Genomic DNA, 18,106 nt, shown 5'->3' on the forward strand with positions numbered 1-18,106 from the left:
TAACTAATCCATATTAATTAAATTATGTTTTTTTAATGGGTAGAAAAAAGGCACTTAATAGCCTTATTTCCAAATCTCCACGAGGAATACTGCTTTGAGAAGGCTTTACAGCTTGGTAAAGCCTATTAATTCAAAAATCTTAGGCAGTTAGGCAGCTAGCAGATACTTCTTGTTCTTCTGGTACTTACCTGCTCTTGAGGGGACGTTGCATAGATTGCACTCGTAGTCTTCGTGTAGGTCATACACATCAACTACAAACTTACCCTTGCAGCAAGAACACGTTTCAGTTTTGAGCAGTTTTTGCTCTACAAAACGAATGAGCGTCCATGCACGAATCAAGCTGATAACTGGCTCATCGCTGATCGGATGGTCGTCTGCCTGCTCAATGATGTGGTACTGCTCAAGGTAAAGTTGGTAGGACTTAATCAGCGCCTGAATACCAGTAACACCAGTATTCTCTTTTAAGAAATTGTAAATATTGAGAAATAAAGAAGAATGAATATTCGGTTGCCAAGTCAAAAACCAGTCGGTTGAGAATGGCAGCATGCCTTTTGGCGGCGAAATCCCTTTTAATTCTTTATAAAGCTTCGTCAAACGCTCGCGGGATAAAGAGGTGTGTGACTCCAGCAACTGTAAGCGGGCACCTAAATTAATTAACTGAATCGCTAATTGCAGCTGCTCAGTTTCACCAACAATGCTTTTGACTTTCATATTCTAAATTCCGCTTTCGCTAAAGATATTGGATATTGCAGAACTTAGGCAATGGCTTCGGCTTTTTGGCCAGCCATCAAAATTGAACTGTGGACGATAGATTGGGATAAACCCTTAGTATTTTTGGTCAGCATACCCAACATAGCAGCATCATCAAAGCGAAAGCGCATCAACATCATGTTGGAGCTAGCCAGCTTAATCAGTTGAGAATTGCTTAAATCCCCAATTAAATCAGCGATATCCTGGCTGACACCAAGGCGGAAAACAGCCTGATCCTTGTCTGCTTGAATCATCTGTTGAGCCAGCATCAAATAATTCAGATTCGCTTCACGAATTTCTGTCATAATGCTTTCTTGTGATTTATCAATCAGTTGCATGTTCTATCTCACTTAATTTGTGCGATTTAGTACTTTCGCGATGGATGTAGTTTGCCCGACCCAATTTTTTTCTAAATGAGATAAATGCTACAAATTTAGTAAGGAAATTACTTACAAGAGCGTATAGAATGCTTCTCAAAGAGTAATTGTTCAGCTTCTAAATCCTGCTGTAGATCTTGGCAAGCAATCAAAAGTAGCCATTCAAATGGCCAGCAAAAGCCCAAGTTATAAGGCTTGAGTACAAACGGAGACTAGATTTGTTAGCACCGCAAAGCATTCAAACATTAGGCGATGTCATGGGCATGGATCAACCATTACACCGCCCCACTGCTGACACAGCAGATCAAGATATCAAGATGTACCGCGCTGATTTCACAAGAAATTAGAGTGAATCTGTGAATATAAACAACACAATATCTGCCGGAGATTTAAAAAATCACCCCCATTTGGTGTTGGCAAAATCTCAAGTTCTGATTGTTGAAGACAACCTCATCAACCAAACAGTAATTAAGCAATTTTTATTGCGTGCGGGTGCGCGTATCGATGTTGCCAGTAACGGCCAAGATGCTTTAGAGCTATTAAAAACCAAGCAATATGATGCGGTCTTAATGGATATTCAGATGCCGGTATTAGATGGCTTGCAAGCCTGCAAACAAATTCGAGCACAAGAACATCTAAAGTCTTTACCGATTATTGGGTTGAGTGCGGGCGTATTTGCCGATGAAGTTCAGAAATGCTTTGATCATGGGATGAATGACTTCATTAGCAAGCCTATCGATCCAGAAAAACTGTACCAAGTATTAGCAAATTGGATTTTTCAATTGCAGGTCTCTAGCTCTGACTCAAACATCTCCCTCCGGGATATTGCGCATGAGCAAAGCACCACCGGTACATCGCTGGAAGATTTGCCAGGCTTTAAGCTCAAAAACCTAGTGCATTTACTGGCCGATATCCCACTGACTCATAAACTACTTAATCTGTTTATATTGGATTGCCGCGATTGCAGCGCAGGTCTGCAACATGACATTGCCATGAATGATTACCATTCTGCATCAAGTCGTATTCATACTTTTAAAGGGTCTGCCAGTGCTATCGGCGCCGAAGAACTATTTGCCGCCAGTGAATTTCTAGAAGCGGACTTAAGGCTTGGTCAACTGCAAACTCAGAACTATCATGATTTTTTAGAGATGCTTGCATCAACTCGCATTCGCTTGAGGCAATACCTTGAAAATTCTGAATCAAACCCAAATAGAAAACCTCTACAGCAAGATCTTCAAGCTAAGCCTTTGCAAGACTGGATGATTCTCTTAACTGAAGATAATGTGATCGCTCAAGCAGCACTCAAAGAATTTTTAGAAATCTTTGGTGCGCGTATCGATGTTGCCAGTAATGGCCAAGATGCTTTAGAGCTATTAAAGACCAAGCAATATGATGCGGTCTTAATGGATATTCAGATGCCGGTATTGGATGGCTTGCAGGCCTGCAAACAAATTCGAGCACAAGAACATCTAAAGTCTTTACCGATTATTGGATTGAGTGCCAGAGTATGCGCAGATACCTCTCAGCAATGCCTTGATCATGGCATGAATGGCTGCATCTCTAAGACTGTTGACCCTAGAGAGCTGATAAATCAGCTCTCTCAATGGATTAAATAGCAGACTATTTATCTAGCCTTAATTTGCCGCCGCTGCATGAGTAGTTCAACTCTCGCACAATGGCTGCGCTAATAATTTGATTGCTTGGGTCAATAGCCTTGACATTAATGACCAACTTATTAGGCAGATTCAGGTAAGTTCCAACAATCACCTGACTTGCACCAACTTTCGTATTGCCAGTTTGGCCAATCTTGCGAGTCAAAGACACAATGCCGGTATCACTAATCCGAATATCTTTCCCAAATTCAACCTGCACCACCTTCTTACCAGGAATGCGCGCAAGATAACTACGCATCATCTCGCTCATCACCAAAACATTAGGTTCTGTTTTGAGGGTATTGACGTTCACAAAATCGGCAACAAGCAGAACCCCGTATTCATCCGGGCCATTAGGATCAAATTTAGGTAAGGAGGTATTGAGTTCGGTTGCCATACCAGATACCAAGACAGTCAAATCAGTTGCCTGCAGCTTATCTTCAAAAGTAAGGCACTGCGCATCACCACGGCCAGCAGTTCCACAAGCTGAAAGGCCCAGAAGCGCACAGAGCAAAACAATAGCGAGTGGAAAATTGGTTAAGCGATGGGCTTGGTGAAGTTGTTGGCGAATAGACATATCGATTCAGAATATCAATAAAAGTCGTATTCTACTAGTGAGTGCTAGAACAATTAATTAGTAAGATTTAGAACTGGCATGGTTGGCGGTCTTGGGGGGCCATCCAACAAATGCGAGATCAGACGATCAGCGGGTAACTTCACTTGTGCCGTAGAAACGACTGCGCCGCTAATCACTTGAATCATTCTGACGTTCAATATTAAGCCCTCGGCAGTGTTCACATAAGTACCAGTGATAATGCTGCCAGTTTGAACCGGGGGCTTCAGCTGCTTAACATCCCTACTCAGAGAAAATTCACCGCTAGCCTCAATCAGAATATTTTTTCTGAAGGTAATGTCTGTGACAGACCAATTTCTTAACTGCATTTCATGCATTAAGTTTTGCGCCAAGAGTCGGCCCAATTGAGAAGTCTCATTCAAAGTATTGAGCGCCACAAAATCAGTTACCACTAAGGCGCGGCTTCTCATCTCTGGAGAAAGATTGCGTTCTAACTGCTCAGCAATAAACATCGATGCTGTATTTAGTGCCCCTGTCGAGGAGGTGCTGGGCACAAGAGAAATAGTCTCATAACGAAATGGGTAAGGCGAGACAGTCTTTTCTTGGCCGGCTTGGGTTTGTGCATGCACACCAAAGGAAAACACTGCGGAAAACACGGCGCATGTAAGTGCAACACGAACTAAAAATACGAAAGGATTCAAATGTAATTTCATTGCGCAACCGATCTAGAGCTCACGGTCTCAGTTGGCGCCATTTTATTGAGTTTGGCATTGCTTTCTGGCAATCGAACGCGATAACTCACCGGAAAATCACTGGACATCCCTGGTTGAATAATCATGACTGAGTAGTAAGGCTGTGAGTTGCAGTTATCACAATTGACTGCGTAAGGCGAGCTCGCAGGAGTGCATCCCGAACAAATCAGAAGACTCACAATCAATAATGAAAGATAATTTAAGCGCAACATAACCCTAATCCAAAATTCCTACACTGCTTCACTTGAATACTTCAATGCCCACAAACGTTTAGATGCCGCACTTATTAATACAGCCCGCTTGTATGGATCCTATATCCCCTTTACGGCTCAAAATTGCGATTGATGAGGATTTAGCGAAATGATTTTTCAGAAGCTTCTGATTTGATGGCAAAGCATTTTTCATTTAGCAAGTTTCCGCCTGCGCTAATCGCCCTGCTCATACAAGGCTGCGCTTTTGTAATGGCTGCCGGCCTGTGCTGGCTACTAATACAGATAACTCTTCATTTCCCAGATTTGTTACCTCTTTTTTTCCCTAGCCTTGGAACCCTGCTCATAGCGCAAGGCATATTTGCCTATTTTTTAAGCATTCGACTGAAAATGGCGCACTGGTGGCGCTATATTCACCTGCTTTTTCCCTTGGCCATCTGGGCGGCGCTCGCTCTGCAAATTCCGACTAGCTACTTTTTGCTTGGTTTTATTCTCACTGGAGCCCTCTTTTGGTCGGTTTTTTTAACTCAAGTGCCTTTTTACCCCTCCAAACCAGAGGTTTGGAATGCCGTTTCTGAACTTTTGCCGGGTAAACAGCTCAGAATTTTAGAAATTGGCAGCGGCCTAGGTAACTTTGCCATCCGCATGGCTCAGCTGCGACCAGAATCTTGCGTTGAAGGCATTGAAATAGCCCCTTTACCCTGGCTGATTAGCGTCATTCAGTCTAAATTCTTCGCTTCACGGGTTCGTTTTCGCCTTGGCAACTATGAAAAAGTGGATTTTGCTAACTATGATCTGATTTTTGCCTATCTTTCACCCGCTGCTATGCCTGAGCTTTGGGAAAAAGCTCTAATAGAGATGGATGGTGAAAGTCTCTTAATTAGCCATGAATTCCCTGTGCCTGGCATTGCTGAATCCCAGAAAATACGCTTTAGCTCCGATCAGCGCCAATGCTTCGTCTACCAAATGGGTCAATATCGCCCCACGTAACGGAAAGACAGGCACCATAATCTTGCTTTATTCAGGCAATTAAATGTCGTAATTACAGGTATTCTTCTGTTATTCAGGCAAAAAGGGGCTTCTTGTGTTTGTCATCATTGGTTACGTAGTCGTTATTTTCTCAGTCTTCGGCGGATTTATGATGGCCGGCGGCCATCTTGCAGCCCTACTTCAACCAATCGAGCTATTAATGATTGGCGGCGCAGCATTTGGCGCCTTTCTGGTTGGCAATGATCTCAAAACAATTAAAGCAACGGTTGCAGCCTTGCCAACTGTGCTGGCTCCATCGAGCTACAGCAAAGCGCTCTATCTAGATTTGCTAGCCATGATGTTTGAGTTTTTGACCAAAATTCGTAAAGACGGCATGATGGCCATCGAAAAAGACGTTGAGAATCCAGAGAACAGCGCCATCTTCACCAAATACCCAAAGATTATGAAAGACCATCATTTGATGGACTTTTTATGCGATTACTTACGCATGATGCTCTCCGGCAATATGGAGCCATTTCAAATTGAAAACCTTATGGATGTGGATATTGAGACCCACCACAATGAAGGTCACGCAGTATGTCATGCTGTTGCAAAAATGGCTGACGGTATGCCGGCCTTTGGTATTGTGGCTGCTGTGATGGGCGTGGTTCACACCATGTCATCAGTAGGTCAAGTGTCAAACAATGAACTGGGCGTCATGATTGCACACGCCCTTGTGGGAACCTTCTTGGGCATTTTGCTCTGCTATGGATTCGTTGGCCCGCTGGCAACCATCCTAGAACAAAAACTGAATGAATCTTCCAAGATGCTCCAAACCGCTAAGGTGATTTTGCTAGCGAGCTTAAACGGTTACGCGCCAACCATTGCCGTTGAGTTTGGACGTAAAGTATTGAATTCAACTGAGCGTCCTGAGTTTCTTGAACTCGAAGAATATATTAAGGGCGCTAAAACGCGTTAATTCATGGCCGGCAAAGAAGATAAGCCCCTCATTGTTGTAAAACGTATTAAAAAAGTTGCTGGTGGGGCACACGGGGGTGCATGGAAGATTGCTTATGCAGACTTCGTAACCGCCATGATGGCCTTCTTCTTGCTGATGTGGCTCTTAGCATCGGTATCCAAAGAAGAGTTAAAAGGCATCTCTGAATACTTCAAGATGCCGATTGAAAAAATCGTATCCACTGGCCCTAGCGCCTCTGGATCAAGCGGCATTTTTGTTGGTGGCGGCAAAGATCTCACTCGCAAAGATGGCGAGGTTTCCAAGGCAGATGACAACAGCGATAAAGCGCCGCAAAAAATGCTTGACGAAGAAGGTCTCAAGCAACTGAAAACCAAAGTGGAATCGGTTGTTCAAGAAAATCCACAACTCCAAAGTTTTAAGAAACAAATCTTGATCGACATTACTGAAGACGGCTTACGTATTCAGATTGTGGATAACCTAAAAAGGCCGATGTTCGCCTTATCTGATGACGAGCTTCAACCCTATGCTCGCGAGATTATGAAGGCGATTGGCAAGTCCCTCAATGGTGTTGAAAATAAACTTACCTTATCTGGTCACACTGACGCACACCAATTTCCGAATAAAGAAAAGTCTTATAGCAACTGGGAACTCTCTGCTGACCGGGCAAACGCCGCAAGACGAGAGTTAGTCAGTGGCGGCATGGATGAAACCAAATTGCTTCAAGTGATTGGTCTATCTTCTGCCGTTCTCTATGACAAAACAGATCCGCTCAACCCCATTAATCGCCGTATTTCGATTATTGTGATGAACAAAAAAGCGCAAGAGCGCCTCGAGAGAAATATGTCTATTGAAGCCGGCAACGCTGAAGGAGTCCAAAAGGGCATTCAGGCTGCTGCCCCTGAGGCAAAGCCAGCTGCCAAGCCAGATGTGAAGCCTGAAGTTAAGCCGGCTGCTAAACCCTAAGGATCTGCTCTTTTAACTGAAGGTGTTTACCCTTTCGCTTATTTGTAATAATGTAGATCATGATGAAACTCAAGACCGGCCTTCCTACAATCCCTTACTTGCCAGTCAAGGTTGGCTTAATTGGGATGTTATTGACCGCCCTTCTAATGGCAGGCCTGCTCTTAACGAATACCCAAGCTTGGACCCCTGAATTCAAAATAGTGATCAAGCCGTCGAGCTCTGCATCATCCGCTAATTCTTCTGCAGAATCTGTGAAAACTGAGGCACCTGCACCTGTCGATTTAAATAAACTCAAAGAGTTGATTGCCCAAAATCGCATCTTCTTGAATACCGCTTATGCAGAGAAAAAAGCCCCTGATCCTGTTTCAGATGAGGTGCGCAATCTAGCGGACCGTGTTACTCAAGATCTCGCAGATATGAATGCTCTATGGCAGTCCTATTTAGCAGGTCCATTAAGCGCCGAAGAAAAAACTCTCGCTGCGCAATATACAAGCGATTTTGACAAACTGCTTAACCAATCTATCAAACCCACTGTTGATCTTTTGCAGGTGAACTACTTATCGCAAGCTAGTGCACTGCTTGCTCGCACCCAAGGCCTGCAAACACAAGTGATGGCTGATTTAGATGCGCTCATCAAAGCACAGGCGAGCACAAAACTCATTGCCCTGCAAAAGAAAAGTGTGCCAGAAGTTGCTCCAGCAGCACCCTCAGCTCCTGTAACTGCGACAGTTAATTCGCCTAGTGAAGCTTCTTTAGATGCTCCCCCAGCAAAATCAAATACTCCTTCTTCTATTGGCGACTTACCCACTGATAAGCTGATGATTATTGCCGTCGGTATGCTGGTTATGCTGAGCTTGGCCCTACTGATCCTAAGAACCCTGAAACATAGCCTAGGCGCTAGCCCTGAAGAATTAACTAAGGCTGCGGGCTATATCGCCAGCGGTCAATTGGATTACCGCATTACTTTAAGCGCTGGAGACCACAGTAGCGCAATGGCTGCCATCAAAGCAATTCAAGGTGAATGGAAGCAGTTCATGCTCGATACCAGCATATTGAATGCTGCCCTGCAAGACGGCAAGCTCTTAGGTCGCCGCGATCCTGATCAGCATCGCGGTGCCTTCTATGAATTTGCACAAGAGCTCAACACCACCATTGACCTGGCAATGCAAAAGGGTCAAGTCTCTGAGTCTGCCCAACGCAATGTTCAACAAGCACTCCAAAAAGCCTTAGAACAAGCCCAAGAAATACCTCGAGCGCTACATAATCATGATTTGAGCAAACGACTTTCGGTCGATAGTGAACTTGAAGAAGTGAATTTACTCAATAAAACCATGAATCAACTCCTTGATAAAATGGAAGAGCTTGGTAGCTTTGCCCAAGGTCAAGGGGTAGAAATTCAGAAGTTGGCTAAAGACTTAACGCTGTACCATGCAAGCCTGATCAAGGGAGCCGAAGAGCAGGCTCAAGTACTGCAAGGCTCTAACCTCAAGATGCAAAACTTGGGTGATAGCACCAAACAAAATGCTGAAAATGCCAAACAAGTACGTCTGATGGCAGTATCGGCCACTGAAATGGCCAATACGCTCACCACTGAGGTAGGTCTAGCAGGAATTCCTGTTGAAAAAATCGATAGTATTAATAAGGTGGTTGAGCGTATCGCCAGCTCCACACAATATGTCTCTGATATGAGCGCCAATATTACAACCGCTGCATTAGATCAGAGTCTGAACCTCTATGAGGTCAATGGCGCGGTATCTCAGGTAGAAAAAATTGCCCAGAAAAATGTAGAGACCATGAAAGATACCGCCCTTAGCGGGGAGATGCTGTTACAGCATGCCAATGCATTGGCGCAGACTTTTGGTCAATTAACAGTATCGATACCCAAAACAGCCACCACCCTGCCAAGTACGACTTTATTAGATAGCCCCAAGAGTCCAGAGCTTGAAGCTCCGACAGTCACCCCTGCTGAAAAAGACCCTGACTGGAAGCTGTTTTAAACCTAATTCCGGGTAGTCGATTTACCCAAAATCTATCTAAAACCAGTATTTTTGACTCTCCAGGGCCAATAGTTCTAGTCTTAGAAGATTGAATTAAGGGGGGTTCACCCCCCTTTTCCCGCAATTCATTTAAGCCCCTCTCGCTGAAAATCACTTATCAGCAAGTTAATCCTTTTTAAGGTGCAGCGGTGGCAGAAGAAAGCGATTTAGAAAAGTCAGAACAGGCCTCGGGGCAGCGCTTAGAGAAAGCGCGCGCAGAGGGCGATATTCCTCGCTCGAAGGAACTGGCAACTTGCGTCTTACTTTTCACTGCTGGCTTATCTATTTGGGGCCTTGGCAGTCACCTTGGTGCGGCTCTCAAGGATATGTTAAGTACTGGTCTAACTTTCGATAGTAAATTAGCTTTTAATACCGATACTTCCCTAGTTCGCTTATCAGATCAAAGTATTGACCTGATGATCGCGTTTGCTCCACTTGGGTTTGCATTGTTAATTGCGGCATTAGCTGCACCCATTCTGGTAGGTGGCTGGAACTTCAATACCAATGCCTTGGTACCCAATTTTGAGCGAATGGATCCGATTAAAGGGCTTGGTAACCTCTTCTCAAAAAACTCTTTGGTTGAGCTCGTTAAATCAATCGCTAAAACTATCTTAATTGGCGCAGTGGCTTACTTTGTAATTTCAGCGGACTTTGCCCAACTGATTACTCTCTCGCTCGTACCCGTAGAGGTAGCACTAGCCAAGACTGGTTTATTTTTAATCAAATCATTTATTTTTATTGCAGGTGCTTTAATTGCCATTGCTCTAGTCGATGTACCTTATCAACTCTATCGTTATGCTGAAAATCACAAGATGAGTCGGCAAGAACTCAAGCAAGAATCGAAAGAGGGTAATGGTAGCCCTGAAATTAAAGCAAAACTACGTCAGCAACAGCGTGAAATGTCTCGCCGCCGCATGATGTCTAATGTTCAAAATGCGGATGTAGTTATTACCAACCCAACCCACTACTCAGTTGCCATTCAATATAAAGAAGGCGATATGCGTGCACCAGTGCTACTCGCCAAAGGTACAGATACCTTGGCATTACGTATTCGTGAGTTGGCTAAAGAGAAAGAGATTTTGGTACTCGAGTCACCAAAACTGGCTCGTGCCATTTACGCCAATACCGAGCTTGATTCAGAAATCCCAGAATCCTTATACCTAGCGGTTGCGGAAATCCTAGCATTTGTATTCCAGGTCAAAAACTTCAATGGTCGAAGCGGCGCTTACCCAGCACAACCACACAATATTTTTGTGCCAGACGAATTGGATCCCTTATCTAGCACCAAGCAACTTGAGCTTGCATCATGAACTTCACGCAATTTTTAGACTCTCTTAAAAACCTCAATAGCAAAACGATTGCAGGACCGGTCATTATTGTTCTATTGTTAGCAATGATGATTTTGCCAATTCCCGCAATTGGCTTAGATCTTTTATTTACTTTTAATATTGCCTTGTCTATCTTGGTATTGATGATTGGCCTTCAGACTGCCAAGCCGCTGGATTTTCTAGCCTTTCCAACGGTGCTCTTAGTGACTACCATGTTGCGTCTGAGCTTAAACGTAGCCTCTACCCGCCTAGTATTGACTGAAGGTCATACTGGCCCTGCGGCAGCTGGTAAGGTCATTGAAGCTTTTGGACACTTCCTCATTGGCGGTAATTACGCTGTGGGTATTGTGGTCTTCATTATTTTGACCATTATTAACTTTACGGTTGTAACCAAAGGTGCCGGACGTATTGCTGAGGTTGGCGCTCGTTTTACTTTGGATGCGATGCCTGGCAAACAAATGGCGATTGACGCTGATTTGAATGCTGGCTTAATTGGTCAAGATGAAGCCCGCAGCCGTCGTGCTGAAATTAGTCAAGAGGCAGAATTTTATGGCGCAATGGATGGTGCCTCTAAATATGTGCGTGGCGATGCGATTGCAGGCATTCTGGTAATTGTGATTAATATCTTGGGTGGCTTGATTGTCGGCATGCTCCAGCATGATCTCAGTTTTAGTGATGCGGTAAAAAATTACACTCTGTTAGCGATTGGCGATGGCCTAGTTGCTCAAATTCCATCGCTCATTATTTCTGTTGCAGCGGGTATCGTAGTTTCACGCGTTGCCAATAACCAAGATATTGGTACCCAGTTAACCAAGCAACTCTTCACCAATCCAAAAGTACTAAATATCACCGCCATGATTATTGGTGGCATGGGCCTCATTCCAGGCATGCCAAACCTGGCATTCCTCTTGCTCGCTATTACCCTTGCCGCTGTAGCGTATTCATTAAAGAGTCAAAGTAAAAAATTGCTTGAGTCAGAATCACAAGCAAAGAAAGAAGAAACACAAGAGTCTATTGATGCTACCTGGGATGATGTGAAGCCGGTAGATGCGCTCAGTCTCGAGATTGGCTTTCGCCTCGTGCCATTGGTAGATTTGCGTCATGGCGGCGATCTAATTAAGCGGATCAAGGCATTGCGCAAGAAATTTGCTCAAGATATCGGCTTCTTAACACCGTCTATCCATATTTCCGATAACCTCGAACTCAAACCCTCTGAATACAGCATTAAATTAAAAGGGGTTGAAATTGCTAAGGGGGAATCCCATTACGGTCAATTCTTAGCCATTAATCCTGGTAACGCCATTGGTCAATTACCTGGACCAGATACCACCGATCCAGCTTTTGGCTTACAAGCGACCTGGATTGAGAATGATTGGCGCGAGCAAGCGCAAAGTATGGGGTACACCGTGGTGGATGCGAGTACCGTGATTGCAACGCATCTTAATCATATTATTGGCATGCATGCCTCAGAGCTATTAGGCCATCAAGAGGTTCAACAATTGGTCACCTTGCTTGGTAGAGAATCACCCAAATTGGTTGAAGATCTGATTCCAAAATTGCTCACAATCGCCGTCGTGCAAAAGGTTCTCCAAAATCTCTTAGCAGAAGGTGTCACGATTCGCGACATGCGTACCATTATGGAAACGCTCATTGAATATGCGCCCCACACTCAAGATCCTGCTGAACTGACTGCCAAAGTCAGAATTAAATTAGGTCGTGCGATTACCCATCAACTCTTCCCCGATAGTGACGAGATGTCAGTGATTTCTTTGGAGAACAATCTTGAACGTTTGTTGATGCAAGCAGTCAGCGGCTCTGGCGAGAATAGCTCGATTGAGCCTGGGATTGCTAAAACACTTGCCAATGAAGCCAATGAGGCTGCTAAAGAGCAAGAAAGAAATGGTCATTCACCAGTCTTGCTCGTTGCTTCACCCTTGCGCGCTACCTTAGCCAAATTTTTGAAGAGAGTGACGCCCAACCTGCGCGTTCTTTCTCATGAAGAATTACCCGATTCCAAAACTATCCGCGTTGCCAACTTAATTGGAGGTTCAGTATGACCATGAAAAAATTTCTTGCCAAAACAACTCGTCAGGCTTTGATGCAAGTCAAAGCGGAGCTTGGTGAAGACGCTACGATTATCTCTAATCGCTCGATTAACGGCTGGACGGAAATTTTGGCGCGCAGTGAATCCATCGCCCTTCCTGGCTCCAGGCTTCTCGATAGCGCAATGACAAGCAAGCAACAGGCAGAAAAAGCCTTACAAGCCAAAAAAGTGCAAGAAACGGTCGATTTGCTCAATGGCAGATCTACTCATAAGGCGATTACCCCCAAGACAGCCTCTTCTTCAACAGAAATCATGGCGGCTCAAGAGCAACCGGTAGAGATCATTAACCATCCACAGATTCAGGGGATGCTTAAAGAAATGCGCGAGATGCGCAACCAGTTTCAAGCACAATTGGAGGCTCTCTCTAATAGCACCCTTGAGTTCAGTCCCAATAAACGAGATTTGATGAGCCAATTTCTATCTGCTGGCTTTAACTTAGATTTAGCCAAACGGGTGATTGGCAAGCTACCTTCGGATTTTTCAGCAAAAGAGGCAAAGCCTTGGGCGATGAACTTACTCGCTAAAAATATGCAGGTGCTAGAAAATGAAGCGGAGATCATGAATCAACACGGCATCTATGCCCTGCTGGGACCAACTGGCGTTGGCAAAACCACAACCATTGCCAAAATTGCTTCACGCTTTGTTCTGAAGCATGGCAATCAAGATATTGCCTTGGTGAGCACTGATACCTATCGAATTGGCGGCCATGAACAATTGCGTATTTATGGCAAGATTTTAGGCGTTGAAGTATTTGCCGCAAAAGACGCCCAAGAATTACAGCAAACTTTAGAGAAGTTACAAGATAAGAAACTCATCCTCATCGATATGGCTGGTTTAAGCCAAAAAGATAAGATGGTGAACAGTCAACTCGATATGCTGTGCGAGGCTTCACATGATATTAAAAAAATCATTTGTCTAAACGCCAGTGGCACCTTAGATACGCTCAATAATGTCAGCAAGACCTTTGCTGGCAGAGGCTTAGATGGCTGCATTATCACTAAAGCAGATGAGGCAATTGGCTTAGGTGGCGTTATCAATGCCGTTTTGCAAAATAAACTCAAGGTGCTCTACCTTACTAATGGTCAGCGCGTTCCAGAAGACATTACCCTGGTTGATAAAATTACCTTGATTGAAGCGGCATTTAAACCAGAAGATTCTGATGATCACCTCTCGATTGTGAGGCCAGAAGATCTGCCTGCTTTTTTCAGCAAATCTGTAGTAACGGAGCAAGGTCATGCACAATATGCTTAATCCCCGCGATCAAGCAGAAGGTCTTAGACGAATTTTGATGCCTACCAAGGCTTGTCCAATCAAAACCTTGAGTGCAAAGCTCGCCCAAGGAAAAGGTCATCTATTGCAAGAATTGGTTAAGGATATTCATGGGCGCAATATCCACTTTATTGACATGAGTCTGGATCAACCCCAGGATCTACCATTAGCCCTTTTAAACCAGCATGAAATCGTACTCAAACTGGCTCAAAGTTCCGGGTCTATTAAACGGGCTTTTGGGATCATCAAATTATTGGCTAAAAGCCCAGAAAACCGGGTTTTTGGCATCATTGTGAGCGCGCAGAATGGAGAGACTGCCAATACAGTCTTTCGCAACCTAAGGCATGCTAGCCGCCATTTTTCACAGATTCAACTAGAGATCATTGGCTTTAGTACACTAAGCAATAATTGGGTGTGCCCAGTTGTTATAGCCAGCCCTACTTCATCACCGATCATTACAAGAAACCCTATTTTTACGCCCCAATTTGGTATAGCCCCTACTTTATAAAACTATGTACAAGGCCGACGGAAAAATAGACCAAAAAGAGAACCTCGTTGAGCAATATGCTGACTTGGTGAAGAAGATGGCCTATCAAATTAAGGCTAAGTTGCCGGCCAACGTAGAAGCTGATGACTTAATCCAGGCTGGCATGATGGGTCTGTTAGACGCGGCCGGTAAGTACCAAGATAATCAAGGCGCACAGTTTAAAACCTACGCTACTTCGCGCATTCATGGCGCCATCATGGATGAACTGCGTAATGCAGACTGGTTGCCACGCAATATTCGCAAACAAATGCGTGATGTCGAAAAAGCCATTGCCAGTTTGCAACAAAGCTTGGGAAGAGCCCCTAGTGAAAGCGAAGTGGCTAAAAAACTCAAGGTCAATATTGATGACTATTTTCAGATCTTGACTGACTGTAGTGGACATCAGCTCATCTATTTTGAAGATGTTCATAAGAATGAAGAAGAAGATCACTTCTTGGATCGCTTTATTCAGAACAATAGTAGCGATGTCATCAATGGCTTGCTCTCCAAAGACTTTAAAGAGGCGCTCAAACAGTCAATTGAAGATTTGCCAGAGAGAGAGAAATTGCTGATGGGCTTGTATTACGAGCAAGAGCTCAACCTAAAAGAAATTGGCGCCGTGATGAGCGTCACCGAATCCCGTGTTTCCCAAATGCATAGCCAAGCAGTCGCTCGGATACGCGCAACCTTAAAAGAGAGATTATGGACTGGGCCAGCCTAGGCGGTATTGCACTTGCACTGATTGGAATTTTGATTGGTCAATCCATTGATGGTGGCAGAATTGGATCCCTCCTTCAGCCCTCCGCTTTTTTTATTGTCACCTTTGGCACCTTTGGGGCGGTCTTATTGCAAAGTCGCCCACTGAATTTTCGTAGCGGTATTGCCAAACTCAAATATGTCTTTGTTGAACCCCTTGATCAGCGCACCGCTTTGGCAATGGAAATCTCTCACTGGAGCATCGTTGTCAGAAAAGAAGGTGTTTTAAAGTTAGAAAGTTTTATGGTGGAAACGGCAGATCCTTTTGTGAAAAAAATTCTCCGCTTAGTCATTGATGGTGCGCCACCGCAAACCATTAAAGAAATTGGCGCCAATGATATTTATCAATACGAACTGAATGAGCGTAACGCTATTAAGATCTGGGACTCTGCCGGGGGTTATGCACCCACGATTGGTATTTTGGCAGCCGTAATGGGCCTGATCCATGTGATGGAAAATCTTTCTGACCCAACATTACTGGGCAGCGGTATTGCCATTGCTTTTGTTTCAACAATTTATGGTGTGGGCTTAGCTAATCTCGTTTTTATTCCGATTGCCAATAAACTCAAAACTCTATTACAACTCGAGGTTTCTAAATACGAGATGCTGGTTGAGTCTTTAGCATCAATTGCCTATGGTGAGCACACCAAGGTAATAGAGGATCGTTTGTCTGGATACCTCCTTTAAAAATCCACCGCTGCGGCGACGCAAACGCCAAGAAGATCATGAGCACCATGATCGCTGGTTGGTGTCATATGCCGATTTCATCACCCTGCTCTTTGCCTTTTTTGTGGTGATGTATGCCAGCTCAAGCATTAACGAAAAGAAGTATGACGCTTTATCCAATTCCCTGATTTCTGCCTTTGCTCCAATACAAACTACAGAGGGTGACAGCAAGCTTGATGCCAAAATCAAACCTAGCGGAGACATTGCCGGCACTCAAACTGAACAAAGCCCTATTTTGATTGATCCGCTAGGCCTCATCAGACTGAAACGTGATATGGCATTTCAGAAGCGCGAGAAAATGAATCGGGTTGAGAAGGATTTGACCAAGGCATTAAAACCACTGATTGAAGAGGGCAAAATTGGAGTGATGCAGACCTCTAAAGGGGTGCGCATTGACATCATTGATAGCTACTTGTTTAGTCCAGGCTCTGCCAATGTCACCAGCCCAGCAGCGCTCAATACACTCTCACAAATTGCTCCCATTTTGGCAAAAAGTGATCAAGCCATTGATATTGAGGGTCATACCGATAATCAACCCATTAATACAAAAGCCTTTAATTCCAATTGGGAACTCTCAGCCATTAGAGCAACCACTGTTTTGAATATCTTGAGTCAAAAAGGGATCAGTGAGGCTCGTTTAAGCGCAACAGGTTTTGGCTCATCAAGGCCAATCGAGTCAAATGAAACTGTGGCTGGTAAAGCGAAAAATAGAAGAGTCTCCATCTTGCTAATGAATGATTCTGGCCAGCAGCCGGGCTCCGATATTACACCCGCGAAGGTAGTCCAGCCCAACGAAAATAAAACCCAATAACACACTGTAATACCGCAGACACACTGACCTTATAATCTGACCTTATGTCCTTACTCGAATTACTCGGCCCTCTGCTCTTTATTCTTTTAATCATGATGGTGATTGCGGTTGCCGCTTTCGTCGTTAAGTTAAGCGATGCAATTGATAAGCAAGAAAGAACGATTAAAACTTTATTTAAAATCATTGAGGAAAATCAGGCTGAAGCCCGTTCCGCAATTGATGCCTTTGAATCCACCCGTGAAAAAGTAGTTAGCATCAACGCCCGATTGGATAGCGTAGAGTTTGAATTAAAGGGTATGCGGGAAAAGATGAAAGAAATGGCAGTAAAAAAATAATAGGTACCAACAGAATCATTACCAAAACTTAATGGGCAGTAAATAGCCGTCGATTTCCGCTGTGAGCTCACGCTTTGATGAGTCAGTAGTGACCTTCTCTTTCATCAGACTAACCAGCATATCGATCACCAGTACCCGTATTTCCTCTGGCTGCCAAACATTCATCCGGTCTTTAAATGAAGCCAAAAAAGCTTTACCACCCAAGCCACGCAATCCAGGGTGCAACATTTCTGAATTTTCAATCGTCTCCGCCAGTGATTGCATAGCATTCCTGTTGCCAGAAAAACGGGTATTGAACGTTCTACATAATCGTTCGATGAGTTCAGATTCGGTCAAATCAGGCATACTGAATTAGCTTTCATAGGCTAGGATTGGAATAAATCTAAATAATTTTGGCATTATGGCATCTTTTAAAATGAAGCGATACCCCACCCTTGATGGGCCAGACAAGCTCAAATCCCATGAAAAGTAACCCCTCCAAAATCAGAATGGCAGATAAAAGAGCTGCCCGACTCTTGTGCCAGGCCTTTAATGACGCAATGCACGGCGGAGCTGAATACAAAACCGCCTTGATGAAGATGATCGACAGCCAAAAATCTCAGATTTCAGAACTCAGAAGTCTGGACTCTAAAAGCGTTTTAGCAGCATCAAACCTCCAGGTAAATGTGATGTTCCCCCATGAATATCGTAAAAATGCGATTCAGATGATTGCATATTTATTAAATAAACATATCAACCCAAACCTAGATGGTGCAGACCGCTTCATGTTAGAGGCGTTTGTTGATGAGCAGTTGCTGGATCTTAAAGAGTGGGTGAACTAAGTCATATATTAAATGGCTTAGTTGCACCGCTAATGAAAAATGTTAGCTCGTCAAGACAATTGCTAAATTTTAGTATTTACAGATAAAATAAATTGAAAATTAATTACCTTTCTAGGTTTCTATTAAAATTTAAGATCATCGCTCAATCCATCATATAAAAAAATTATCA

At 43.9% G+C, this 18,106-nt stretch carries 21 protein-coding genes; 15 read left to right on the top strand and 6 right to left on the bottom strand.

From position 1 onward, the window contains the following. Positions 1-147 precede the first annotated feature (147 nt). Entirely contained in the window at positions 148-711 is a 564-nt protein-coding gene (gene flhC, locus C2740_RS05560) for a flagellar transcriptional regulator FlhC (protein WP_215292117.1), read from the bottom strand. A 44-nt stretch (positions 712-755) separates the two neighbouring features. Further along, positions 756-1,088 (bottom strand): flagellar transcriptional regulator FlhD, encoded by a 333-nt coding sequence (flhD, locus tag C2740_RS05565; RefSeq protein WP_096672510.1) that lies wholly within the window; start codon positions 1,086-1,088, stop codon positions 756-758. 257 nt (positions 1,089-1,345) lie between these two features. Here flhD and C2740_RS09440 point away from each other — a divergent pair, with 257 nt between their 5' ends. Both C2740_RS09440 and C2740_RS05570 read left to right on the top strand, forming a co-directional pair. Then, entirely contained in the window at positions 1,346-1,474 is a 129-nt protein-coding gene (locus C2740_RS09440; protein WP_256437844.1) for a hypothetical protein, read from the top strand. A gap of 9 nt (positions 1,475-1,483) precedes the next feature. After that, on the top strand, positions 1,484-2,743 hold the full coding sequence (locus C2740_RS05570; RefSeq protein ID WP_215292119.1) for a hybrid sensor histidine kinase/response regulator: 1,260 nt from the start codon (positions 1,484-1,486) through the stop codon (positions 2,741-2,743). Positions 2,744-2,747: 4 nt separating this feature from the next. Here the strand turns inward: C2740_RS05570 and C2740_RS05575 are convergent, their stop codons facing one another. From C2740_RS05575 to C2740_RS05585, 3 genes are read right to left on the bottom strand one after another with little or no spacing between them, the layout of a single operon-like run. Next, positions 2,748-3,356: a FlgO family outer membrane protein gene (locus C2740_RS05575; RefSeq protein ID WP_215292121.1), complete on the bottom strand. Its 609-nt coding sequence runs from the start codon at positions 3,354-3,356 to the stop codon at positions 2,748-2,750. 53 nt (positions 3,357-3,409) lie between these two features. After that, on the bottom strand, positions 3,410-4,066 hold the full coding sequence (locus C2740_RS05580) for a FlgO family outer membrane protein (protein ID WP_215292123.1): 657 nt from the start codon (positions 4,064-4,066) through the stop codon (positions 3,410-3,412). Continuing rightward, positions 4,063-4,317: a hypothetical protein gene (locus C2740_RS05585; protein WP_215274076.1), complete on the bottom strand. Its 255-nt coding sequence runs from the start codon at positions 4,315-4,317 to the stop codon at positions 4,063-4,065. Before C2740_RS05585 ends, C2740_RS05580 begins: the two co-directional genes overlap by 4 nt. Positions 4,318-4,491: 174 nt before the next feature. Between C2740_RS05585 and C2740_RS05590 the strand changes: the two genes are divergently transcribed. The 12 genes from C2740_RS05590 to C2740_RS05645 all read left to right on the top strand — a co-directional run bounded on the left by C2740_RS05590 (position 4,492) and on the right by C2740_RS05645 (position 17,116). Continuing rightward, a complete protein-coding gene (locus C2740_RS05590; protein ID WP_215292125.1) occupies positions 4,492-5,304 on the top strand; it encodes a bifunctional 2-polyprenyl-6-hydroxyphenol methylase/3-demethylubiquinol 3-O-methyltransferase UbiG in 813 nt (270 codons plus the stop codon). Between the two features lie 94 nt (positions 5,305-5,398). Continuing rightward, entirely contained in the window at positions 5,399-6,262 is an 864-nt protein-coding gene (gene motA / locus C2740_RS05595; RefSeq protein WP_215292127.1) for a flagellar motor stator protein MotA, read from the top strand. A gap of 3 nt (positions 6,263-6,265) precedes the next feature. After that, positions 6,266-7,225, top strand: a complete 960-nt coding sequence (motB, locus tag C2740_RS05600) for a flagellar motor protein MotB (protein ID WP_215292129.1) — start codon at positions 6,266-6,268, stop codon at positions 7,223-7,225. A 59-nt stretch (positions 7,226-7,284) separates the two neighbouring features. Then, on the top strand, positions 7,285-9,222 hold the full coding sequence (locus tag C2740_RS05605) for a methyl-accepting chemotaxis protein (protein ID WP_215292131.1): 1,938 nt from the start codon (positions 7,285-7,287) through the stop codon (positions 9,220-9,222). A 188-nt stretch (positions 9,223-9,410) separates the two neighbouring features. Continuing rightward, positions 9,411-10,571, top strand: coding sequence for a flagellar biosynthesis protein FlhB (flhB, locus tag C2740_RS05610; protein WP_215292133.1), 1,161 nt, complete (start codon positions 9,411-9,413; stop codon positions 10,569-10,571). Beyond that, positions 10,568-12,646: a flagellar biosynthesis protein FlhA gene (flhA, locus tag C2740_RS05615; protein WP_215292135.1), complete on the top strand. Its 2,079-nt coding sequence runs from the start codon at positions 10,568-10,570 to the stop codon at positions 12,644-12,646. The genes flhB and flhA overlap by 4 nt, the downstream gene beginning before the upstream one ends. After that, positions 12,643-13,944, top strand: a complete 1,302-nt coding sequence (gene flhF, locus C2740_RS05620; protein ID WP_215292137.1) for a flagellar biosynthesis protein FlhF — start codon at positions 12,643-12,645, stop codon at positions 13,942-13,944. The genes flhA and flhF overlap by 4 nt, the downstream gene beginning before the upstream one ends. Then, positions 13,928-14,470 carry a hypothetical protein gene (locus C2740_RS05625; RefSeq protein WP_215292139.1) on the top strand — a complete coding sequence of 181 codons (543 nt, stop codon included), beginning with the start codon at positions 13,928-13,930 and terminating at the stop codon, positions 14,468-14,470. The genes flhF and C2740_RS05625 overlap by 17 nt, the downstream gene beginning before the upstream one ends. Positions 14,471-14,474: 4 nt before the next feature. Continuing rightward, positions 14,475-15,209, top strand: a complete 735-nt coding sequence (locus tag C2740_RS05630) for an RNA polymerase sigma factor FliA (protein ID WP_215292141.1) — start codon at positions 14,475-14,477, stop codon at positions 15,207-15,209. After that, the gene (locus C2740_RS05635) at positions 15,191-15,931 is read left to right on the top strand and encodes a flagellar motor protein (RefSeq protein WP_215292143.1); all 741 of its coding nucleotides are present in this window, start codon (positions 15,191-15,193) and stop codon (positions 15,929-15,931) included. Before C2740_RS05630 ends, C2740_RS05635 begins: the two co-directional genes overlap by 19 nt. Positions 15,932-15,941: 10 nt before the next feature. Further along, positions 15,942-16,781 carry a flagellar motor protein MotD gene (motD, locus tag C2740_RS05640; RefSeq protein WP_256440749.1) on the top strand — a complete coding sequence of 280 codons (840 nt, stop codon included), beginning with the start codon at positions 15,942-15,944 and terminating at the stop codon, positions 16,779-16,781. A gap of 44 nt (positions 16,782-16,825) precedes the next feature. Beyond that, positions 16,826-17,116 carry a hypothetical protein gene (locus tag C2740_RS05645; RefSeq protein ID WP_215292145.1) on the top strand — a complete coding sequence of 97 codons (291 nt, stop codon included), beginning with the start codon at positions 16,826-16,828 and terminating at the stop codon, positions 17,114-17,116. 18 nt (positions 17,117-17,134) lie between these two features. On the opposite strand, the gene C2740_RS05650 is transcribed toward C2740_RS05645, so the two are convergent. Next, the gene (locus C2740_RS05650) at positions 17,135-17,461 is read right to left on the bottom strand and encodes a hypothetical protein (RefSeq protein WP_215292147.1); all 327 of its coding nucleotides are present in this window, start codon (positions 17,459-17,461) and stop codon (positions 17,135-17,137) included. A gap of 116 nt (positions 17,462-17,577) precedes the next feature. Here C2740_RS05650 and C2740_RS05655 point away from each other — a divergent pair, with 116 nt between their 5' ends. Further along, positions 17,578-17,937 (top strand): hypothetical protein, encoded by a 360-nt coding sequence (locus tag C2740_RS05655; RefSeq protein WP_215292149.1) that lies wholly within the window; start codon positions 17,578-17,580, stop codon positions 17,935-17,937. Positions 17,938-18,106 lie beyond the last annotated feature (169 nt).

The sequence above is a fragment of the Polynucleobacter sp. MG-5-Ahmo-C2 genome (genome assembly GCF_018687735.1).
Lineage (GTDB): Bacteria > Pseudomonadota > Gammaproteobacteria > Burkholderiales > Burkholderiaceae > Polynucleobacter.